The organism is Streptomyces sp. NPDC016677 (assembly GCF_055562815.1).
Genome location: NZ_JBVHEO010000006.1, coordinates 224,540 through 239,765, shown reverse-complemented (window position 1 = coordinate 239,765; position 15,226 = coordinate 224,540). Strand labels below are relative to the sequence as shown.

The 15,226-nt window shown below is 72.8% G+C and carries 13 protein-coding genes and 1 tRNA gene; 8 read left to right on the top strand and 6 right to left on the bottom strand.

The window, feature by feature from the left end:
- Positions 1-5: 5 nt before the first annotated feature.
- The 4 genes from ACZ3IG_RS19445 to ACZ3IG_RS19430 all read right to left on the bottom strand — a co-directional run bounded on the left by ACZ3IG_RS19445 (position 6) and on the right by ACZ3IG_RS19430 (position 3,549).
- On the bottom strand, positions 6-239 hold the full coding sequence (locus ACZ3IG_RS19445; protein ID WP_467433462.1) for a helix-turn-helix domain-containing protein: 234 nt from the start codon (positions 237-239) through the stop codon (positions 6-8).
- A gap of 160 nt (positions 240-399) precedes the next feature.
- Positions 400-472 (bottom strand) — tRNA-Arg (locus ACZ3IG_RS19440).
- 118 nt (positions 473-590) lie between these two features.
- Entirely contained in the window at positions 591-2,195 is a 1,605-nt protein-coding gene (locus ACZ3IG_RS19435) for an IclR family transcriptional regulator domain-containing protein (protein ID WP_467433460.1), read from the bottom strand.
- A gap of 73 nt (positions 2,196-2,268) precedes the next feature.
- A complete protein-coding gene (locus ACZ3IG_RS19430) occupies positions 2,269-3,549 on the bottom strand; it encodes a M6 family metalloprotease domain-containing protein (RefSeq protein ID WP_467433459.1) in 1,281 nt (426 codons plus the stop codon).
- A gap of 438 nt (positions 3,550-3,987) precedes the next feature.
- On the opposite strand from ACZ3IG_RS19430, the gene ACZ3IG_RS19425 reads away from it, so the two are divergent.
- Together ACZ3IG_RS19425 and ACZ3IG_RS19420 are read left to right on the top strand one after the other, a co-directional pair.
- Entirely contained in the window at positions 3,988-4,638 is a 651-nt protein-coding gene (locus tag ACZ3IG_RS19425; RefSeq protein ID WP_467433458.1) for a TetR/AcrR family transcriptional regulator, read from the top strand.
- A gap of 355 nt (positions 4,639-4,993) precedes the next feature.
- Positions 4,994-6,523 (top strand): MFS transporter, encoded by a 1,530-nt coding sequence (locus tag ACZ3IG_RS19420; protein WP_467433456.1) that lies wholly within the window; start codon positions 4,994-4,996, stop codon positions 6,521-6,523.
- A 105-nt stretch (positions 6,524-6,628) separates the two neighbouring features.
- On the opposite strand, the gene ACZ3IG_RS19415 is transcribed toward ACZ3IG_RS19420, so the two are convergent.
- The gene (locus ACZ3IG_RS19415; protein ID WP_467433453.1) at positions 6,629-7,144 is read right to left on the bottom strand and encodes a MarR family winged helix-turn-helix transcriptional regulator; all 516 of its coding nucleotides are present in this window, start codon (positions 7,142-7,144) and stop codon (positions 6,629-6,631) included.
- Positions 7,145-7,247: 103 nt separating this feature from the next.
- On the opposite strand from ACZ3IG_RS19415, the gene ACZ3IG_RS19410 reads away from it, so the two are divergent.
- Positions 7,248-8,033 carry a dioxygenase family protein gene (locus ACZ3IG_RS19410; protein WP_467433452.1) on the top strand — a complete coding sequence of 262 codons (786 nt, stop codon included), beginning with the start codon at positions 7,248-7,250 and terminating at the stop codon, positions 8,031-8,033.
- A gap of 14 nt (positions 8,034-8,047) precedes the next feature.
- Here ACZ3IG_RS19410 and ACZ3IG_RS19405 read toward each other — a convergent pair whose 3' ends face one another.
- The gene (locus ACZ3IG_RS19405; protein ID WP_467433451.1) at positions 8,048-8,566 is read right to left on the bottom strand and encodes a GNAT family N-acetyltransferase; all 519 of its coding nucleotides are present in this window, start codon (positions 8,564-8,566) and stop codon (positions 8,048-8,050) included.
- A gap of 204 nt (positions 8,567-8,770) precedes the next feature.
- Between ACZ3IG_RS19405 and ACZ3IG_RS19400 the strand changes: the two genes are divergently transcribed.
- From ACZ3IG_RS19400 to ACZ3IG_RS19380, 5 genes are all read left to right on the top strand, one after another.
- Positions 8,771-9,769, top strand: a complete 999-nt coding sequence (locus ACZ3IG_RS19400; RefSeq protein ID WP_467433449.1) for a sigma-70 family RNA polymerase sigma factor — start codon at positions 8,771-8,773, stop codon at positions 9,767-9,769.
- A 593-nt stretch (positions 9,770-10,362) separates the two neighbouring features.
- Entirely contained in the window at positions 10,363-10,977 is a 615-nt protein-coding gene (locus ACZ3IG_RS19395) for a TetR/AcrR family transcriptional regulator (protein WP_467433704.1), read from the top strand.
- A gap of 289 nt (positions 10,978-11,266) precedes the next feature.
- On the top strand, positions 11,267-12,028 hold the full coding sequence (locus ACZ3IG_RS19390) for a DeoR/GlpR family DNA-binding transcription regulator (protein WP_467433447.1): 762 nt from the start codon (positions 11,267-11,269) through the stop codon (positions 12,026-12,028).
- Complete coding sequence (gene pfkB, locus ACZ3IG_RS19385; protein ID WP_467433445.1) at positions 12,025-12,972, top strand: 1-phosphofructokinase; 948 nt, start codon at positions 12,025-12,027, stop codon at positions 12,970-12,972. The genes ACZ3IG_RS19390 and pfkB overlap by 4 nt, the downstream gene beginning before the upstream one ends.
- Positions 12,973-12,992: 20 nt before the next feature.
- Positions 12,993-15,113 carry a PTS fructose transporter subunit IIABC gene (locus tag ACZ3IG_RS19380; protein WP_467433702.1) on the top strand — a complete coding sequence of 707 codons (2,121 nt, stop codon included), beginning with the start codon at positions 12,993-12,995 and terminating at the stop codon, positions 15,111-15,113.
- Positions 15,114-15,226: the final 113 nt, after the last annotated feature.

Genomic DNA, 15,226 nt, shown 5'->3' with positions numbered 1-15,226 from the left:
GGCCGTCACTGCACGAGGTCGGCGAGCGGGATGTCGAGGGCGTCGGCGATGAGCAGCAGATCGTCCAGGTCGGGCACGCTGTGAGCGTTCTCCCACCGGCTGATCGTCTTGTTGTCCCGGCCGACACGTTCGCCGAGCTGGATCTGCGAGAGGCCGACGAGTGTGCGGGTGGCCCGGATGCACTCCCCGATCTGCCGGCGACGGGCTGGCGCCCAGTCCGGCTTGGGGTCGAGTGGCACTCGCCCAAGCTGTAATTGCATGGAGTCCAGTCACCCGAACGGGTGGACGCGGAGCATGATCGCTGGGGATGTGGATTCCATGTGGATTCCTGCCAATGGAACGGCCCCCCGTTCGAATAGAACGGGGGGCCTTACCCCTTCTGACCTGCTGCGCAGTCTGTGCCCCCGGCAGGATTCGAACCTGCGACACCCGCTTTAGGAGAGCGGTGCTCTATCCCCTGAGCTACGAAGGCCTGGGCCGCTGCTGTGGGCGGCCCAGGACAGGGTATCGGATGGGGGCGGGAACGTGCGGGGCGGTGGACGGCGTTGTCGTGGCGGGGGAAGGGGCCCTCCGGCGGTGGCCGGGTGGGGTCAGGTCGGGGACACGGTGCGGAAGCGGCCCGCCGTGCGCAGGTCGGTCTCGATCGCGGTGGCCGTTTCGCGCAGGGCGGGCAGGAGTTCCTCGACGCAGGACTCGGGGGTGCCGCGGGCCGCGTGGAGGGTGACGTCGATCGCGGCGACCGTGTGGCCGTCGCGGTCGCGCACCGGTACCGCGAGGGAGCGCAGGCCCGCTTCCAGCTCGCCGTCGGTCAGGGCGTAGCCCTGGGGGGCGTCGGTGAGCAGGACGCGGCCGAGGGCGGTCGCGGGGGCCGGGAGGCGGGTGCCGACGGTGATGTGGGCGCTCAGGACGCGGCTGGTGGCGGCGCGGGCCGTGTACTGGATCTCCTCGCCGGAGCCGGACAGGACGGCCATCGACGTCGACTCGTGGACGCGGGCGGCGAGCGCCTCCAGGTGGGGCCGGGCGATCTGGGGGAGGGAGAGGCGGGAGAGGGGAGGGAAGCCGAGGGAGAGGGTTCGGGGGGTGAGGGTGAAGGTGCGGTCCGTGGGCGATGAAGGGGTGATCAGACCCGCATACTCGTGTGTGATCAGGGCGCGGCGGGCCGTCGCCCGGGACAGTCCCGTCGCCTTCGCGACGTCCGTGAGGGTCAGGGCGGAGCGGCCCTCGCCGAACGCGGTCAGTACGGTCAGGCCGCGGGCCAGGGACTCCACGAAGCCTCGGCCCAGTTCCAGTTTGGACGCGCCGGTCCATACCGCCAGGCCGGCCGGGACCGGGCCCGGCCGCGGCGGCGGGGCGGTGCGCAGGGTGTCCTCCATCGAGGACACCGCCGACAGCAGGGCCGGCAGCAGGTCGTCGCGCAGGCCCGTGGCGGTGTGCCTGCTGGTGTGGCTGACCACGCTCGCCACACAGGCCACCCGGCCGGTACGGGGGTCCCGTACCGGTGCCGAGACCGCGACCAGGCCCGGTTCGATCAACTGGTCGTCCAGCGCCCAGCCGTCGGCCGCCGCCCGGGCCGTACGGCGGGTGAAGTCCTCGTCGGGGGCGGGGTGGGGGAGGGGCGGGACCGCCGGGAAGGCGGTGTCGTGCGGGTCGCTCGCGCGGCGGGTGCGCCAGTGGTGCCAGTCCGCGGATGTCCACTCCGTCGCGAACAGGGGGCCCGGCGCGGTGCGTTCGGCGGGGAGCAGGTCGCCGATGCGGAAGCTGAGGGACATCGCCCGGCGGCGGGTGGCCTGGTGGATGAAGCGGACGGCGTCGCGGTCGGCGACGGCCAGGGAGACCGACTCGTCCAGCTCGTCGGCGAGGGCGTCGGCCCGCCGGGAGAGGAGGGCGGGCAGGCGCAGGGCGGCCAGGTAGGCGTTGCCCAGTTCGGCCAGGCGCGGGGCCAGGGTCACGTCGCGGCCGTCCAGGCGGACGTAGTCCATGCGGGCCAGAGTGGCGGTGACGCGGTCGACGGTGGAGCGGGCGAGGCCGGTGGCGCGTTCCAGCGCGCTGAGGCTGAGCGTGCCGTCCGCCTCGGTGAGCGCGCGCAGTACGGCGATTCCGCGCAGTAGGGGGGTGACCGCCTCCGCCGGTTCGGCCGGTCCGGCCGGGTCGGCGGCGGGGGTGCCGTGCGTGGCGTTGGTGGTCCTGGCGGGCATCGGGTCTCCGTACGGCGGTCTGGGCAGGCCTACCGTATGCCGCCCGCCGTACGGCGCTCCCCGGCGTCCGCTCTCAGCGTCGCGTCACCCGTACCCGGTGGTCGCCCTTGAGGTCCGCGCCCGCCACCGTCACCTTCACCCCGTGCCTCGGGTCCTCGAACGTCTCGCCGGGGGTGAACGTCGCGTCCGAGAGTTCGGCGTGGACGTTGGGGCTGCGGGTGCAGCCGCCGCTGTCCCGGCGGGAGTCGTACACCTTGACCGGGCCCATGCCGGTGTCCACGTCGGCGTCGACCTTGTAGATCAGGACGCCCGGCCGGCACACCGACTCGTCGTTGCCCTCGCGGGTGCGCAGTTCGACGGCGTAGCCCGAGCGGGCGTCCAGGGGGACGAAGACCAGTTTGGTGCCGCCCGCGCGGGCCAGCGGGGTGAGCGTGTACTCCCGGGTGCCCGGCGCCGACGCGCAGTGCACCTGGGCGGCGTCCAGCCAGCCCAGCTTCCACTTGTGCCAGCCGACCAGGTCGTTGTTGGCGCCCCAGTCCTCGCTCATGATGTCCCAGTGGCCGACCGCGCCGCCGCCCTCCTGGGTGTAGAGGTCGGGCAGGCCGAAGACGTGGCCGTTCTCGTGGGGGAGGACGCGGTAGCCGGTCTTGCCGTAGGAGCCGGAGCCGTCGTCCTGGCGGGAGTAGACGAAGGACGCGTTGGCGACCGGGACGCCGTCGGCGACCGGGGCCTCCTGGTTGCCGGCGAAGGTGACGGACAGGACGGTGTCCAGGGCGGAGGGGCCCGCGTTGGGGGTGACCAGGATGTTCAGGAGGTCGTAGGCGCGGAAGTCGACCCGCGGGTCGGCCGTCGCCACGATGTCCTCGACCAGGTCGCGGTAGGCGGGGTCGAAGGGGGCGCCGCGCTCTATGCCGTACTCGGTGAACGGTTTCGGCATGCGCAGCCAGTCGCGGACCGGGGCCTCGGGGCGGTAGTCGAGACGGCCGTAGGAACTGGTGCGGAACCACTGGCGGGTCTGCGGGAAGAACTCCCCGTAACGGTCGAGGGCCCTGCCCTTCCCGGGGGCGTCGGAGAAGTCGACCATCAGGTTGAGGGCGCGGACGGTGCCGGTGGAGCGGGAGTAGCCGGGGGCGGTCGGCACGCCCTCCGACATCTGGATCTCGGGTCCGCCGGTGATCATGCAGGGGCCGTGCGCGGAGGAGCGGGAGAGGGAGGCCGGGGCGGCGCCGGCGGCGGACGGGCCCGGCGGGAGGGGGCCGGTGCCGGCGGAGGTGCTGACGGCCAGGGTCAGGGCGGTGACGGACAGGAGGGCGGCCACGCGGCGGGGGCGTATCCGACGGCGCTGCGGCTGCATCCAGTCCTCCCGGGGCACGGCAGCCGCCGGTCTCCGGCTGCACCCTTTGGCTCACCCTGTGCCGGAGGAGACGGGGGCGCGCGCTGGAGGAGACCGATCGTGGGTTTCCCGCCGGTAGGGGGTGGAGGGAGGGGGCGGGAGGGCAGTAGAGAGGGGTTCCGGGGCGGGCCGCGGTGGGGGGATGGATGCGAGCCGGGGTGGAGGAGTTGGTGCGGGGCGCGGTGGGGGAGTTGGTGTGGGGCGCGGGGGAGGAGTAGGTGTGGGACCGGAGCGGGCCGGGCGTGTGACGCAGGTCACGACATATTGCCGTGGGCGGGGAAATAACCGGGGATCGTTTCCCCGTTTAGACCTGTGTCCGCGCGAAACGGGGACTGGCTCCCCGGTTCGCTACTGAGCACTCGCTACGAGTGTCAGCCACACGTCATGAAGGAGTACGCCGTGCAGACCGCGACCCCCGTGCAGCGCAAGGTGGCCCGGCCGCGTGCCGACGCCCTGCGCAACCGGGAGCGGATCGTCACCGCCGCCCAGGAGATGTTCGTCGAGCACGGCCCCGACGTGCCGCTCGACGAGGTCGCCCGCCGGGCCGGTGTCGGCAATGCCACGGTGTACCGCAACTTCCCCGACCGCGACGCCCTCGTCCGCGAGGTCGTCTGCTCGGTCATGGACCGCATGGCGGGGGCGGCCGAGGTCGCGCTCGCCCGGGGCGGCGACGCCTTCGAGGCGCTGGAGCGCTTCGTGCACGTCGTCGCCGACCAGCGGACCGGCGCCCTGTGCCCGATGGTCTCCGCCACGTTCGACCGGTACCACCCCGACCTGGAGGCCGCCCGCCGACGGGTCGAGGGGCTCGTCGGCCAGATGATGGACCGGGCCAGGGCGGCCGGTCAGCTACGGGACGACGTGGGCGTCGGTGACCTGCTGGTGGCCGTGGCCCAGCTCAGCCGGCCGCCGGCCGGTACGCGGTGCCTGGGCGGCGACCGCTTCACCCACCGTTTTCTCCAGCTGTTCCTGGACGGGTTGCGGGCTCCCGCCCGCTCCGCCCTGCCGGGTGCGGCCATCACCGTGGAGGATCTGCGCCGGCCCTGCGAATAGTCCCGTACGCGTCGCCTCATCCGTCCGAGCACTTCCGCACTTCCGTCCGAGAGCATCTCTCACCGGTCCGGCGTCCGGTTCCGAACCCGGTCCGGGCGCCGGCTCCGAAGGCCGGCGGCCGTGAGCGTGGACGGGCCGTGATCCGGCCCTGACCGCTCCCGCCCCGGCGTTTCCCATCGGCGTCGACACCGGTGTCGACGCCGCCGCCGGTGTCGCCGTCACCGTCGATGTCGTCACCGGCTCAGCCTTTCCGTATTCGCTCCGTTTCCGTTTCGCTTTTCGTTCCGGTCTCTGTTCCGTTTCGTTCCGGTTTCATTCCGTTTTTCCGTTACGACGTCCCGAAGTGGGTACCTCCATGTCCGAAGCAGCCGTCAAGGCTCCCGGCGTCCCCGACGCCAATCGCTGGAAAGCGCTCGTCTTCATCGCGCTCGCCCAGCTGATGGTCGTTCTCGACTCGACCATCGTGAACATCGCCCTGCCCTCCGCCCAGCAGGACCTCGGCATCTCCGACGGCAACCGGCAGTGGGTCGTCACGGCCTACGCGCTCGCCTTCGGCGGACTGCTGCTGTTCGGCGGCCGGATAGCCGACCTGTGGGGCCGCAAGCGCACCTTCGTCGTCGGGCTGATCGGCTTCGCGCTGGCCTCCGCGCTGGGCGGCGCCGCCACCAACGAGGCGATGATGTTCGGCGCCCGCGCCCTCCAGGGTGCCTTCGGCGCGCTGCTCGCGCCCGCCGCGCTCTCCCTGCTCGCCGTGACCTTCACGGACGCCAAGGAGCGCGCCAAGGCGTTCGGCATCTACGGTGCCATCGCCGGTGGTGGCGCGGCCGTCGGTCTGATCCTCGGCGGGTTCCTCACCGAGTACCTGGACTGGCGCTGGACGTTCTTCGTCAACATCCCGTTCGCGGTGGTCGCCGCGGCCGGTGCCTGGCTGGTCGTCCACGAGCCGGCGGGCAGCCGCAACCGCTCCACGCTCGACGTCCCCGGCGTCATCCTGTCCACCCTGGGCCTGGTCGCCCTGGTCTACGGCTTCACCCGCGCCGAGTCCGAGGGCTGGAGCGAGGCCACCACGGTCGGCATGTTCGTCGCCGCCGCCGTCCTGCTGATCGCCTTCGTGCTCGTCGAGTCCAAGGTGAAGGCCCCGCTGCTGCCGCTGCGCGTGGTCGCCGACCGCAACCGCGGCGGTATCTACCTCTCCCTCGGCCTCGCCATCATCGGCATGTTCGGCCTGTTCCTCTTCCTCACCTACTACCTCCAGATCGTCAAGGGCTACTCGCCGGTCAAGACCGGCTTCGCCTTCATGCCGATGGTCGTGGGCATGATCACGGGCTCCACCCAGATCGGCACCCGTCTGATGACCCGGGTCGCACCCCGGTTCCTGATGGGCCCCGGCTTCCTGGTCGGCGCGGTCGGCATGCTGCTGCTGACCCAGCTGGAGACCGACACGTCCTACGCCGCGGTGCTGCTGCCCGGCATGCTGCTCCTGGGCCTCGGCATGGGTACGGCGTTCATGCCGGCCATGTCCATGGCCACCCAGGGCGTGCGTCCGCAGGACGCCGGTGTCGCCTCCGCGATGGTCAACACCTCCCAGCAGGTGGGCGGCGCGATCGGTACGGCCCTGCTGAACACGATCGCCGCCTCGGCCACCACCACCTACGTCGCCGACCACATCGGCGGTGCCTCCGGCCGGGCCCAGCAGCAGCTGGTCCAGCTCCAGGGGCAGGTGCAGGGGTACACCAGCGCGATCTGGTTCGCCGTCGGCATCCTGGTCGCGGCGGGCGTGATCGCCCTGACCTTCGTCAACGCCGGCCGTCCGGGCGGGGGCGCCGTCGCCTCCTCCGGTGAGGGCGCCGAGGACGAGCTGCCGGTGCCGGTCATCGCCCACTGACGCCTGGACGCCGTACCCCTTCGGGCACCACCCGGTACCACCCGTACGTACGGGGAGGGGACGCCTCGTACGTACGGTCCCGGCGGACCTGTCCCGGCCGCGCGCTCAGCGCAGCCAGGGCAGGTCCGCGCCCGCTTCGGCGGGCTGGAGTCCCTCGGCGACGATCCGCATGATCTCGCCGAGGGACTCCTGCTGTTCGGGGGTGAGCCGGTCGAACACGGCCTGGCGGACGGCGGCCACATGACCCGGCGCGGTCCGCTCCAGTACCGCGTACCCCTCGTCGGTGAGCACCGCGAACTGGCCGCGCTTGTCGGAGGGGCAGTCCTCGCGGCGGACCCAGCCGTTCTTCTCCAGCCGCGCCACCGCGTGCGAGAGCCGGGACCGGGTGATCTTCGCGGACCGGGCCAGCTCCGTCATCCGCAGCCGCCGCCGCGGCGACTCGCCGAGCTTGACCAGCAGCCCGTAGTACACGTGCGGCATCCCCGCGTCCCGCTGGAGCTGGCGGTCGAGATGGTCCTCCAGGAGGGTGGCCGCCTCGATGTACGAACGCCAGACGAGCTGCTCTCCGGGGCTGAGCCAGCGCGGTTCGCCGGCGGATGCGGGGATGGATGCCGTGTTCATGAGTCCACTGTACGAGCCCGCTTCTTGAAGCTTAAACAAATGCGGCGTACGCTTCCCCGTGGACAAGCTTGATACTTCAAGTATGTGTGAGGGAGCCGCCGCCATGACCGCCGCCACCCGGGAGCGCATGCCCGCCCTCTACCTCAGCCACGGCGCCCCGCCCCTCGCCGACGACCCGGTCTGGCCCGGCCAGCTGGCCGCCTGGTCCGCCGCGCTGCCGCGCCCGAAGGCGATCCTGGTCGTCTCCGCCCACTGGGAGGAGGCCCCGCTCGCCCTCGGTGCGGTCGAGACCGTCCCCCTCGTCTACGACTTCTGGGGCTTTCCCGAGCACTACTACCAGGTGCGTTACGCCGCTCCGGGCGCCCCCGCGCTCGCCGAGTCCGTCCGCAAGCTGCTGCGCGCCCCCGGCACGCCCGTGCAGGACGTCCCGGACCGGGGCCTGGACCACGGCGCCTACGTCCCGCTCGTCGAGATGTACCCGGACGCCGACCTGCCCGTCCTCCAGATCTCCCTGCCGACCCTCGACCCGGTCCGGCTGATGGAGACCGGGCGGCGGCTGGCGCCCCTGCGCGACGAGGGCGTGCTGATCCTCGGCTCCGGCTTCTTCACCCACAACCTGGCCGCCCTGCGGCAGGCCGGCACCCCGGCCTGGTCCGCCGAGTTCGACGACTGGGGGCGGCGCGCGCTGGACGCCGGTGACGTGGACGCCCTGCTCGACTTCGGGCACAAGTCCCCGGCGGGCCGGCTGGCCCACCCGCGCACCGAGCACTTCGCCCCGCTGTTCGTGACGCTGGGCGCGGCGGACGCGGCCGGCGAGCTGGGCACCCAGCGGTCGGTGATCGACGGGTTCTGGATGGGGCTGGCGAAGCGGTCCGTGCAGTTCGGGTGAGTGACCGGGGGGGGCTACAGCTCCTTCTCGTACCAGGCCACGTCCCAGTACCGTCCGAACTTGCGGCCCACCTCCCGGTACGTGCCGACGTGCCGGAAGCCGAAGCGCCGGTGCAGCCGGGCCGACGCCTCGTTGGGCTGGGCGATGCCCGCGTAGGCGCGGTGCACGTCCTCGCCGGCCAGGGCCTCGAAGAGGCTCTCGTAGAGCAGGGTGCCGATGCCCCGGCGGCCGGCCCCCGGCGCCACGTACACCGTGGTCTCCACGGAGGTGGCGTACGCGGGCTTGGGGCGCAGAGGGTTCGATGTGGCGTACCCCAGGATCCGCTGTGAGTCCGCGTCCGTGGCAACCATCAGGCGATGCGGCCCGTCTACAGGGTGGGAGAGCAGCCACGGGCGGCGCTCCTGCGGGGTGAAGACCCGGGTGTCGAAGGTGACGGCCGTCTCACTCACGTAGTGGTTGTAGAGATCGGTGAGGGCTCCGAGGTCCCCCTCGACCCCCGGCCTGACCTGGACCTCCGCACCCTCTGACGACATCACGCCTCCTCGTGTGGCGGCACAGGGTACTGCATGATCAGAAAAATCGGGTGACGGGTTGGGAATTCTGTCCGGATTCCAGTCGTTGTTTCCATCGGATGCAGGGCACCCGACCAGAGTCCGGAAGCACCACCGAGCCGGTCCGGGAGGGCGCCCGGAGTCCTGAGAACCACCCGCTGACCCCACCATCGCAAGGGAGCACGCATGGCAACCCGTGCCGTCGCCCGTCGTAAGTCCGCCAACGGCGAGACGAGCGACGCGGCAACCAGCGTCCGCGCCAACGGCGGCGAGCTCGCCGACCGCGATCTGGTCGGCATGTACCTCGACGAGATCGCGCGTACACCGCTGCTCGACGCCGCCAAGGAGGTCGAGCTGTCCCAGACCATCGAAGCGGGTGTGTTCGCACGACAGGTTCTTGAAGGTTACGAGGAGACCGGGGCGGACGCCAGTCGTGCGGAGCTCCAGGCGCTGGTCGACGAGGGGGAGCGGGCGAAGGACGTCTTCATCCGGTCCAACCTCCGCCTGGTCGTCGCCGTCGCCCGCCGCTACCCCCGCAGCGGCCTGCCGCTCCTCGACCTGATCCAGGAGGGCAACGCCGGCCTGGTCCGCGCGGTCGAGAAGTTCGACTACCGCAAGGGGTTCAAGTTCTCCACGTACGCCACGTGGTGGATCCGGCAGGCCATCACCCGGTCGATCGCCGACCAGTCCCGCACCATCCGGCTCCCCGTCCACCTGGTGGAGGAGCTGGGCCGCATCCGCCGCGTGCAGCGCGAGTTCGCCCGTGAGCACGGCCGCGAGCCGGAGCACGCCGAGATCGCCGCCGAGCTGGGCTCCACGCCGGAGCGCGTCACCGACGTGCTCGACTGGGCCCGCGACCCGGTCTCGCTGAACATGCCGGTGGACGACGAGGGCGAGACCCAGTTCGGCGACCTGCTGGAGGACTCCTCCGCCGTGTCGCCCGAGCAGTCCGTGCTGACCCTGCTGCGCAGCGAGGAGCTGGACGACCTGATCGGCCGCCTCGACCCGCGCACGGCCTCCATCATCAAGATGCGGTACGGCATCGAGGACGGCCGGGAGCGTACGCTGACGGAGGTCGGCAAGGAGCACGGACTGACTCGTGAGCGCATCCGGCAGATCGAGAAGCACGCGCTGCTGGAGCTGAAGAAGCTGGCCCGTGACACCGGCTTCGAGGCGGCGGCGTAAACCCGGCGTACGCCGGGGGTGCGAGACCGCGTGAAGGCGGCGAAGATGGCTGTGTAACGCTGCTTCAAACGACAGGTCCTGGGAACAAGCATTCAGGGACCAGTAGTTCGGACCCTTCGCAGGATCCGCTTCGTACCCGGCGTCCGCACCCAGTTCGTACCTGTCGGCCCAGGCCTTCGGTCAGGGCCAGGGCCGGTTCCCCGGCCCCCGAGACCACGTCCCGCCGCACTCCCCCCGGCGCCGGGACGTCCCCAGCCGGGCTCGGCGCTCTCCCCCCGGGCGTCCGAGCCCGGCTCTTCTCTGTTCCGGCCCGCCGGACACGCCTGGAGGGCGGGGCACCCCGGACCTGAACCCCGGGGTGGCCCGCCGGATGGCAGATTCTGCCACAGAGGCATAAATTGACGAAGGTGAGCAGCACCACCCCCGATCCCCGCCGGCCCGCCGGGCCCGTGCCGGCCGCCGTTCCCGCCTCCGGCTCCGCCTCTGGTTCCGCCTCTGGTTCCGCTTCTGGTTCCGCTTCTGGTTCCGCCTCGCGTGCCGGGTCCGCCCCGGCCGCCCTGTCGCTGACCGAGCGGCGCAAGGCCGAGACGCGGATGGAGATCGCGGGGGCCGCAGCCCGGCTCTTCGTACGGCAGGGGCTGCGCGCCACCCGCGCCGAGGACATCGCCCAGGCCGCCGGGGTCGCGCCGCGCACCTTCTACCGCTACTTCGCCACCAAGGAGGAGGCCGTGGCCCCGCTCTACGCGGCGGGAGCCCACCTCTGGGCGGAGGCGGTACGGGACGCCCCCGCGCGACTGTCCCCGCCGGAGGCCCTCGACCACGCGACACGGCACATGCTGACGCCCGGCGCCGAGGTGTCGGCCGCCTCCTGGGAGTGGACGCGCGCGCTGATCCGGCTGGCCGGGACCAGCCCGGCCCTGCGGAAGGTGTGGGCGGAGGTCTGCCACACCTCCGAATGCCCTCTCGCCCAGGTGCTGGCCGCCCGCGTGGCCCGCGGTGACGACAACGTCGCCGCGCGTCTGGTGGCCTCGCACCGGCTGAGGTTCCCGGCCGCCGTGGCGGTGGCGGCCGTACGGGTGGCCGTGGAGCAGTGGGCCGCCGACGAACAGCCGGGCAACGCCGGCCGAAGCCCCCTCGACGTGGCGCTGCGCCACCTGGAGACGCTGCACGGCTTTCCGTGGGAGACGCTCACGGAGACGGCGGGCTGAGCGGCGTACCCGCTGCCCCAGGTGCCCGCTGCCCTTGCGTCCCGCCCCTCCTTGCGTCCCGGCTGCCTTTGCGGCCCTGCCGTCCCTGAGCCCCGCCGTCCCTGAGCCCCCGTCGGCCCTGCGCCCCGCAGCCGGTGCGGAACGCAGAAGCCATGCTCGCGCGAGCCTGATCGCGCCCGGCCATGCCCGGACGTGCCCGAACATGCCCGAACCTGTTTACTTTCCGGATCGCCAGACATAACCTTCCCTCCGAAACCACACGTTCGGGCATGATCGGAGGCAGACAGGCATGTACGCACCGGAGCGGCAGCAGGAGATCCTCCGGCTGGCCCGGGACGGCGGCCGGGTGGACGTGGTGTCGCTGGCGGAGGAGTTCCAGGTGACGGCGGAGACCATCCGCCGGGACCTGAAGGCCCTGGACCGGGCCGGGCTGCTCCGCCGGGTGCACGGCGGCGCGATCCCCGCCGGGCGCCTCGACTTCGAACCGGACCTCGCCGAGCGCGAGACCACCGCCGCCGACGAGAAGGACCGCATCGCCCAGGCCGCCCTCGCGGAACTGCCGGCCGACGGCACCGTGATCCTGGACGCCGGTTCCACGGTGGCCCGGCTGGCCGCCGCCGTACCGCCCGAGGCGTCGCTGACCGTCGTCACGCACAGCCTGCCCACCGCCGCCCGCCTCGCCGACCACCCCGGCATCCAGCTCCACCTGGTCGGCGGACGCGTCCGGCACCGCACCCGCGCCGCCGTCGACGCCTGGGCACTGCGCGCGTACGGCGAGATCCGCGCCGACGTCGCCCTGGTCGCCGCCAACGGCTTCTCCGCCGAGCACGGCCTGACCACCCCCGACCTCGCCGAGGCCGCCGTCAAGCGGGCCGCCGTCGCCGCCGCCCGCCGCGTGGTGCTGCTCGCCGACTCCACCAAGTACGGGCAGGAGCACTTCGCCCGCTTCGGCGGCCTGCCGGACGTGGACCTGCTGATCACCGACAGCGGGCTGAGCCCGGACGACGCCGCCGCCATCGAACGCGGCGGCACGGAAGTGGTACGCGCATGATCCTCACCGTCACCCCCAACCCGTCCCTGGACCGCACCTACGAGGTCCCCTCCCTCGACCGGGGCGAGGTCGTCCGCGCCACCGGCGAACGCGTCGACCCCGGCGGCAAGGGCGTCAACGTCTCCCGCGCGGTCACCGCCGCCGGCCGTCGCACCGTCGCCGTCCTGCCGCTCGGCGGGGCACCCGGCGCCCTCGTCGCCGACCTGCTGCACGCCCAGGGCATCGAGGTCGCGGCCGTACCGGTCGCCGGGGCCACCCGTTCCAACATCGCCCTCGCCGAGGCGGACGGCGTCCTCACCAAGATCAACGCGCCCGGTCCCGAACTCACGGACGCCGAACGCGAACTCCTCCTGGAGACCGTACGGAGCCAGTCCCGCGACGCCGACTGGATCGCCTGCTGCGGCAGCCTGCCGCGCGGCCTCTCCCCCTCCTGGTACGCCGAACTGGTCGCCCGCGCCCACACCGCCGGCGTCCGGATCGCCCTGGACACCTCCGGACCGGCGCTGCTGCGCGCCCTGCCCGAGCGGCCCGACGTGGTCAAGCCCAACGCCGGGGAACTGTCACAGGCCGTCGGCCGGCCGCTGGCCACCGTCGGGGACGCGGTCAAGGCCGCCGAGGAACTGCGCGGGCTGGGCGCTCGGGCGGTCCTGGCGAGCCTCGGCGCCGACGGCCAGCTGCTCGTGTCCGAGGCGGGCACCTGGTTCGGCACCGCCCCGGTGGCCGCCGTCCGCAGCAACGTCGGCGCCGGTGACGCCTCACTCGCCGGGTTCCTGACCGCGGGCGGCACCGGACCCGAGGCGCTGGCCTCGGCGGTCGCGCACGGCGCGGCGGCCGTCGGCCTGCCCGGCAGCGTGATGCCGGCCCCCACCGACCTGGACCCGGCGGCCGTCACGGTCACGGCCGACGTGCCGGTGGACCGCCCCCTGAAGGAACCGGTGTCATGACACCCGCGAAGGAGCCCGCGATGAGCGACCTGATCAACGCCGACCTGGTCGACCTCGACCTCGACCGGTCCGCCGACAGCAAGGAGACGGCGGCCCGCTCGCTCGCCGAGCGGATGACGGCACTGGGCCGGGTCACCGACCTGGACGGCTTCCTCGCCGACGTGGCCGCCCGCGAGGCGCAGATGCCGACCGGCCTCGACGGCGGCATCGGCATCCCGCACTGCCGCAGCGCGCACGTCACCGAGCCGACACTCGCCTTCGGGCGCAGCGCCCGGGGCATCGACTTCGGGGCGGCGGACGGACCGGCCGACCTGATCTTCCTGATCGCCGCGCCGGCCGGTGCCGACGACGCCCACCTGACGATCCTGTCCTCGCTCGCCCGGCAACTGATGAACACCGAGTTCACGGACGCCCTGCGAGCGGCACGGGACGCGGACGCGGCGGCGGCACTGATCCGGGGGGAGGAGACGCCGCAGGTCTCCGCGCCGGAAGCGCCGTCCGCGCCGGAAGCGCCGTCCGCGCCGGAAGCGCCGTCCGTGGCGGAAGCGCCGTCCGTGGCGGAATCACCCTCCGCGCCGGCAGATCCCTCCGCACCGGCAGAGCCCTCCGCGACGCCGACGGCCGAGACCCCCTTCCGTATCGTCGCCGTCACCTCCTGCCCCACCGGCATCGCCCACACCTACATGGCGGCCGAGGCGCTGGAGAACGCCGCCCGAGACGCCGGAGTCGAACTCGTCGTCGAGACCCAGGGCTCGGCCGGTTTCACCCGCCTCGACCCCGCGCTGATCGAGGCCGCCGACGGCGTCATCCTCGCCCACGACGTGGCCGTACGCGACAAGGCCCGGTTCGCCGGGAAGGCCACCGTCGACACCGGCGTCAAGGCGGCCGTCAACCGGCCCGCCGAACTGATCGCCGAGGTCCGCGCCAAGGCCGCCCGCGGCGAGGTCACCTCGGGTACGACACCCGTCGAACGCACCGGCGACAGCCACGAGGGCTACGGCAGCAAGCTCCGCAAGTGGCTGATGTCCGGCGTCAGTTACATGGTCCCCTTCGTCGCCGCCGGCGGCCTCCTCATCGCCCTCGGCTTCGCGCTCGGCGGCTACGAGATCAACAAGGCCCCCTCGGTCATGGACCACTTCCTGTGGACCCAGGCCGACAGCTGGGCGGCGCTGCTGTTCCAGATCGGCAACGTGGCCTTCGGCTTCCTCGTCCCCGTACTCGCCGGATACATCGCCTACGGCATGGCCGACCGGCCCGGCCTCGTCCCCGGCTTCGTCGGCGGTTCCATCTCGCTGACCATCGAGGCGGGCTTCCTCGGCGGACTGGCGGCCGGACTCCTCTCCGGCGCCGTCGTCCTGGCGATCCAGCGGGTACGCATCCCGGCCCCGCTGCGCGGCATCATGCCGGTGGTGGTCATCCCGCTGATCTCCTCGGCGGTCGTCGGGTTCCTGATGTTCGTGGTGATCGGCAAGCCCATCGCCTCCGCGCAGCGGGCGATGACCGACTGGCTCGGCGGACTGTCCGGCACCAACGCCGTCCTGCTGGGCGCCCTGCTCGGCCTGATGATGTGCTTCGACCTCGGCGGCCCCGTCAACAAGGTCGCCTACACCTTCGCCACCGCCGGCATCGCGGTCGCCGACCCCAGCGACTCCGCGATGAAGATCATGGCGGCGGCGATGGCGGCCGGCATGGTCCCGCCGCTGGCGATGGCCCTGGCGACGACCGTGCGCGGCAAGCTGTTCGACGCCACCGAGCGGGAGAACGGCAAGGCCGCCTGGGTGCTGGGCGCGTCCTTCATCTCGGAGGGCGCCATCCCGTTCGCCGCCGCCGACCCGCTGCGGGTCATCCCGTCCTCCATGGTGGGCGGCGCGCTCACCGGCGCCCTGTCGATGACCTTCGACGCCACCCTGCGCGCCCCGCACGGCGGCATCTTCGTGGTCCCGCTGATCGGCAGCCCGCTGCTGTACCTGGTCGCGGTCGCGGCGGGCGTCTGCGTCACCACCGCCCTGGTGGTCCTGCTGAAGGGCCTGCGCACCCGGACACCGGGCGCCCCGGCCGCCGCGGCACCCGACGGCACCGCGCCGTCGGCACCCGCGGCGGAGGCGGAGGCGAAGACGACGCAGGCGCCGGCGCGGGCGTGACGCACTCCGCCAGGAGGACACGGCAGGACGCGGCACAGGGCTAGGCAGGACGCGGCGCAGGGCTAGACCAGGACGCGGCGCAGGGCTCGGCAGGTCCACCGGGCGGGCGGTGA